The 5,033-nt window shown below is 35.0% G+C and carries 5 protein-coding genes and 1 pseudogene; 5 read left to right on the top strand and 1 reads right to left on the bottom strand.

Annotated features, from left to right (window positions below):
* Nucleotides 1-61: 61 nt before the first annotated feature.
* The 5 genes from HUS61_RS20930 (at nucleotide 62) to HUS61_RS20950 (ending at nucleotide 4,332) form a co-directional block, all read left to right on the top strand.
* Nucleotides 62-565: an LPP20 family lipoprotein gene (locus HUS61_RS20930; protein ID WP_181447830.1), complete on the top strand. Its 504-nt coding sequence runs from the start codon at nucleotides 62-64 to the stop codon at nucleotides 563-565.
* A 71-nt stretch (nucleotides 566-636) separates the two neighbouring features.
* On the top strand, nucleotides 637-1,422 hold the full coding sequence (locus HUS61_RS20935; protein WP_175083652.1) for an ETEC_3214 domain-containing protein: 786 nt from the start codon (nucleotides 637-639) through the stop codon (nucleotides 1,420-1,422).
* Nucleotides 1,423-1,435: 13 nt separating this feature from the next.
* Nucleotides 1,436-2,827 (top strand): transglycosylase SLT domain-containing protein, encoded by a 1,392-nt coding sequence (locus HUS61_RS20940; RefSeq protein ID WP_175083653.1) that lies wholly within the window; start codon nucleotides 1,436-1,438, stop codon nucleotides 2,825-2,827.
* A gap of 75 nt (nucleotides 2,828-2,902) precedes the next feature.
* Nucleotides 2,903-3,799 carry a M48 family metallopeptidase gene (locus HUS61_RS20945; protein WP_055022262.1) on the top strand — a complete coding sequence of 299 codons (897 nt, stop codon included), beginning with the start codon at nucleotides 2,903-2,905 and terminating at the stop codon, nucleotides 3,797-3,799.
* Nucleotides 3,796-4,332: a hypothetical protein gene (locus HUS61_RS20950; protein WP_055022261.1), complete on the top strand. Its 537-nt coding sequence runs from the start codon at nucleotides 3,796-3,798 to the stop codon at nucleotides 4,330-4,332. Before HUS61_RS20945 ends, HUS61_RS20950 begins: the two co-directional genes overlap by 4 nt.
* Nucleotides 4,333-4,441: 109 nt before the next feature.
* On the opposite strand, the pseudogene HUS61_RS20955 reads toward HUS61_RS20950, so the two are convergent.
* Nucleotides 4,442-4,778, bottom strand: a pseudogene (locus HUS61_RS20955) (DNA methyltransferase); the annotation flags it as partial.
* Between the last annotated feature and the right edge of the window lie 255 nt (nucleotides 4,779-5,033).

The following is a 5,033-nucleotide window of genomic DNA, read 5'->3' on the forward strand; positions in this document are numbered from 1 at the left end:
ACCTCGTTAGTTGAAACGTGGTGATAAATTAGGCCATCTGCAAAAACATGCCTAGGTGTGGTTGCTGTTACGGTTACTTTCAAACCTTCCTAACTGGGTCTTAAACCCTAATGTTACTGACGGTATCGCTGCTACTGACTGCGTTAAGTTTTCTGGCAACTTATCTGTTGATAAAAAATTAGCAACAGCTAATAGTAGATTGGCGCTAGCACAACAGATTGAAACACGAGTTGAAGGCCTTGAAAAAACATATAGCGAACGTATTGATTCAAATGATGACACAACTGTGGGCACTACTTTTAGCTCAGTTTCAAAACAGTTAACAAAACAAAAGCTACAAGGATCAAGGTTAATTAAATCAGATATCATAAACATATCTGGTAAAGATCATTTTTGTGTTATGACTGCCTTAGAGCCTAATCAAACAAAATCTTTATTTGATGACATACTCAAACAAAGTAAAAGATTGGTAAATCCTGCAGATGAAAAGTTTTTGTATCAAGAGTTTAAAGCAGATAAAGCTGAAAAAAACTTAGATGAAGAAATAAAAAAACTTACTAATTAATTACATGATTGGTTGGAGAGCTTCACTTTAAAAAGTGAAGCTTCGTTTGTATAGATAAAATTAGTTTTGACATGACAGAAAATAATAATCAAGAAAACCAAAGATCAATGTGGAAAAAAATACAAAGCTCAATTTTAATGATAGCTGCGATCTTGATTTCTATAGGGCAATGGGGGGACACAAAAGATGTTCTTCTAAGTGCATACACAGCCTCTATTAAAAACTTCACACACAAGATTCAATATAAGCAAATAGACAAAGTCAATATTGGGAATGGGTTAGCCTATACAAAGTCATTTTTTGGAGAACCTAATGCAATAAAAAGATCACAAACAAACCCTGATGTTGAGTTCTACTATTACATAAAAGATAAGTTTATTTTTACGATAATTACTTCTGACAAGCGCGTAAATGGTTATTCGGTACTATCACGCATTACAGATTTTTCTCCTGAGGTTCCTTTCTCTGCCCCGCTTGGTAAATCAACTATATTGGATGAGGCATCAGGTGAATTTGAATACAGCTTCGATACTGGTAACTTAATTTACTACCTAGAGTCTCAAAACCTTGGCAAGGATAAAATGTTTCTTTCTTTATCCAAAGGTTTCATTGAATATGCAGCAATACCTAGTTCAATCAACAGTCCAGATAATTACTTAGCTTCAGTAAAAATAGCTCTTAATGAGATTGATTCTCTACTTATCTATTCAGATACCAACAAGGACCTAGCAAAAGAGATTAATTCATTAAGAGGAAAAATAAAGCCTAATTATTATGCAGTAAGTGAACTGAATCATAAAATTGTAGCTGAGTCACTACTTACTCGTTTCGAATACCAAACATTTACAAAAAGCTGAACAAGGGGTTTTTATGTATTCATTCAAACTTAAAACATATTTATCAATCTTCAGCGTCTTAATGCTAAATGTAACTTGTGCTTTTGCGCAAAACTCAAATGATCCATTTGACGAGTTAGGGAGAGAAATGGCCTCTTTAGAAAAGGAAGGCAGTGCTGAAGAGCTTAAAGAGTTTAATGAATGGAAAGAGCGCTACTTATCAGAATATCAAGATTTTAGGCAGAAGCACTTTAAAAAGCTTGATGACATACGTGATAAGCTTATCAATACTTGGGGAGAAACAGATTCACAACGGGCAAGCCTGTCAACATACTACAGCCCTGACAATCAGGTAAAAACTAGTATAGATTTTGAGAATGATGTAATGAGTATCAGTATTTTACATGATGTAAAAGAGAACGTTACAACGAGTAAAGTTAATGATGCATTAAAAAGTACATTGTCAGCTAATCAGGCATTAAGTAATGATATTGAAAATAGAACATTTGAAGAGTTAACAAAAAAAATTGCAAACACAACCCCTACCCAAAAGCCTATTGAGGTTGTTGCGAAACCAGATAGCCTTTTCAATAAGGAAATCGATAAAATAAAAGCTCAAGCTATTGCTTCACGTCACCAAGTTGAAAAAATTCATGATATGTCATTATACAACGCATCGTCAGAACTTGTGCTTAGCGATAATCCTCGCTTAGATAAAAGTGTTAAAGCTGAATTTATGCGAATCGAAAAAGAAAAAGAGCAACGCATTAAAGCACTACAAGAGACTCAGAAAAAGGCCAGTACAGTAAAACAAAGAGAGTTACTAAAGAGTAAAAGAGTAACAACTTATACCGTGCCACTTACCCATAAAAGCTTTATGAAAAAAGCAGCGCCATTTAAGGGGGTAGTCAACCAGCATAGCCAACGTTGGCAATTACCAAATAGTATTCTTTTTTCTGTAATTCATACCGAAAGCCACTTTAATACTAAAGCGCAATCCCCTATCCCTGCTTATGGCTTAATGCAAATAGTTCCTTTAAGTGCAGGGCTTGATGTTAATCGTTTTTTACATAAGAAAAATAATATTATGAGCAAGCAGTATTTATTCAATGCAGAAAATAATATTGAGACTGGGGTAGCGTATATGCACCTCTTAAACTCACGATACTTAGCTAAAATTATTAACAAACAAAGTAGGCTTTATTGCATGATAGCGGCATACAATACTGGAGCCGGGAACGTAGCTAAAACTTTTAATTATGATAACTCAAGAAATATCACCAAAGCTTCAACCATAATAAACTCTATGACTCCTGAGCAGGTATATAACAAACTAATTTCAGACTTACCTTATGAAGAGACAAGGAAATACTTACAAAAAGTTATAGAACGTCAAGCTATTTATAAATCTATGGACCAAATTTAATATTTTATACAAAGAAGTTTACAGTCTTGTTAGCAAATATAATGTTAATTAAAAACTCAACATAAAAATGGAAAAATGATGCTAAACATAAAAAAAACACTCTCAAGTTCAATATTCTTTTTTGGCGTATTAGCAGCACTTAGTGGATGTGCTTCAAAAATAGAAGTTGACTCGACTATGAACATGCCAAGTAAGTCAGGTCTCGCTCTTGAGCATATTGATATCGTTGGTTTTAAAGGTGACAAGTATAATATTAAAGGAAACGCTCTTTCTGCTAAAGTAAAGTCTAAATTGATGAGTCATGGATATGTAAATGTTCATGCAAACTCACCCTATATACTTATTGGCGAAATATCACCATCACGTGTAGAGCGTAATTCGTGGAGTGAAAAGCATGAAGGTAAGAAAGAAACTTGGTACAGCTATCATGCATCTGTAAAACAAACGTTAACGTTAACTTACTATGTTGCTTATGGCCAACAAACACTAAACAGCAATTCTAAAACATTTACTTATAGTAAAGAAAAGAGTTCAAACGAAAACAGAAGCAAAGCAAAGGAAAAGCTACGTACTGACTCAGAGATTGCTGACATTTTGATAGAAAAGGCAGCTGATTATGTGGTTAAGCAAATTTCGCCGTACCGTTCAATAGTAAAACTCAACTACCTAAGTGGTGAGGACGAAAATATTGATTTAGGTATTGAATATGTCAAAAAAGACAGGCTAAAACAAGCGTTTAGTATCTTTGATCAAGTTGCTCAAAATAGTAACTCAGTTGAAGATCAGGCGATTGCTCTGCACAATCAAGGATTGGTAAAATTGATGCAAGGTAATTACACAGAAGCCTACAATCTGATGACAAAAGCGAACCTTATTGATCCTAGAAATTTTGATATTCTTGATTCAATAAAAGAAGTGGAAGATTACAAAGTATTGAACGATGCCCATAAAAAACAAAGAGGCTTAAAATGAGAACTATACAGTTATTGATGATCGCTTCTTTAACAGGCTGCGCTAGTAGCGAGAAAAGTCCATACGATTTAGTTATTCCAAAAGCTGATAGTGAAGTTATTGAATATCAACTAAATGAACGGTCGCGAGGAAGCTTTACAATCCATTACAAAAAAGACCGTAATGGCAACCCTATTACAAAAACCATTAATAGATCAACTACAGTTATAGGTAACGATAGTGAATCCTTAAAAAGCTTGCGAGAACGAGCTAAGAAAGAAATCGTTCAACTAGCAACAGAAGAGGTCAACGGCGTTGTAATCTCCTCATCATCAGAAATCGACACTGTTGCTATCAGTGTAGATTCAAACAGCAACACACTTTACTCTAGACAAGATTTCACTGAAAAAGCAGTTTCTCAAACTGCTGGGATTGCAAGAATTAAAGATTTACAATGTCAAACCCTAGCTACACAAGGAAGTAGTTTATTAGTGAAGTGTAACGCCGACGTCACAGTGCAGCTCATTGAAAGCATTGATATTAAGCAGGAGTAATTTGAGTTAATTGCGGTTGAGCCTATATACATATACCTAAAAGATGTCACATATAATCTAAAATTACAGAGCCCTGCTTCCACAGGGCTTATATTTAACTCACCACCACCTTTCCTTTATTTGCTACGAACTTACCTAAAAAGTATTCATACACACGACCATCTAAATCTTCTTCTGTCATATGACATTCGTTAGCGATGGTCTCTATGTTATTGATGGTATCGACTAATGCTGCAAGCTTACTTACATCGAGCCCTAACCGGGAAAAGTAGTTATCAGGCAATGCACCTTTAAGGGAGGCATTATTTTCTCAACTGTATGTAAAGCAGTATCAATTTTTACTGCTATGTCACCTTGTTTAGCTTGTTTTTGAATAAACGACCAGCGAGCATCCTTAGGTAAGTAAAAACATTGTCTTTGGTGTAAAAGTCCACCATGTCGACATAATCACCCATTGTCGTGGTCAACTAATTCCGGACAGTGAATTAGTTGACCACAACACTACAAATGGAAACTTGACTGAAAAAGAACTCTTTCCTAGGCTTATTTTAGTATGACGCTAAGGTGCACTAATAGCAGTAATGAAAGAGAACAACTTTGAAACTAACTCAACCTTCAGTCCTTCAACAAACTTGCCTGACGTTCGCTTCTTAGAGCTCATTGAATCACTCTCAAAAGTAGCTGTTCAAGGCTACAATCGA

This window comes from Pseudoalteromonas sp. 0802 (genome assembly GCF_013350085.1).
Lineage (GTDB): Bacteria > Pseudomonadota > Gammaproteobacteria > Enterobacterales > Alteromonadaceae > Pseudoalteromonas.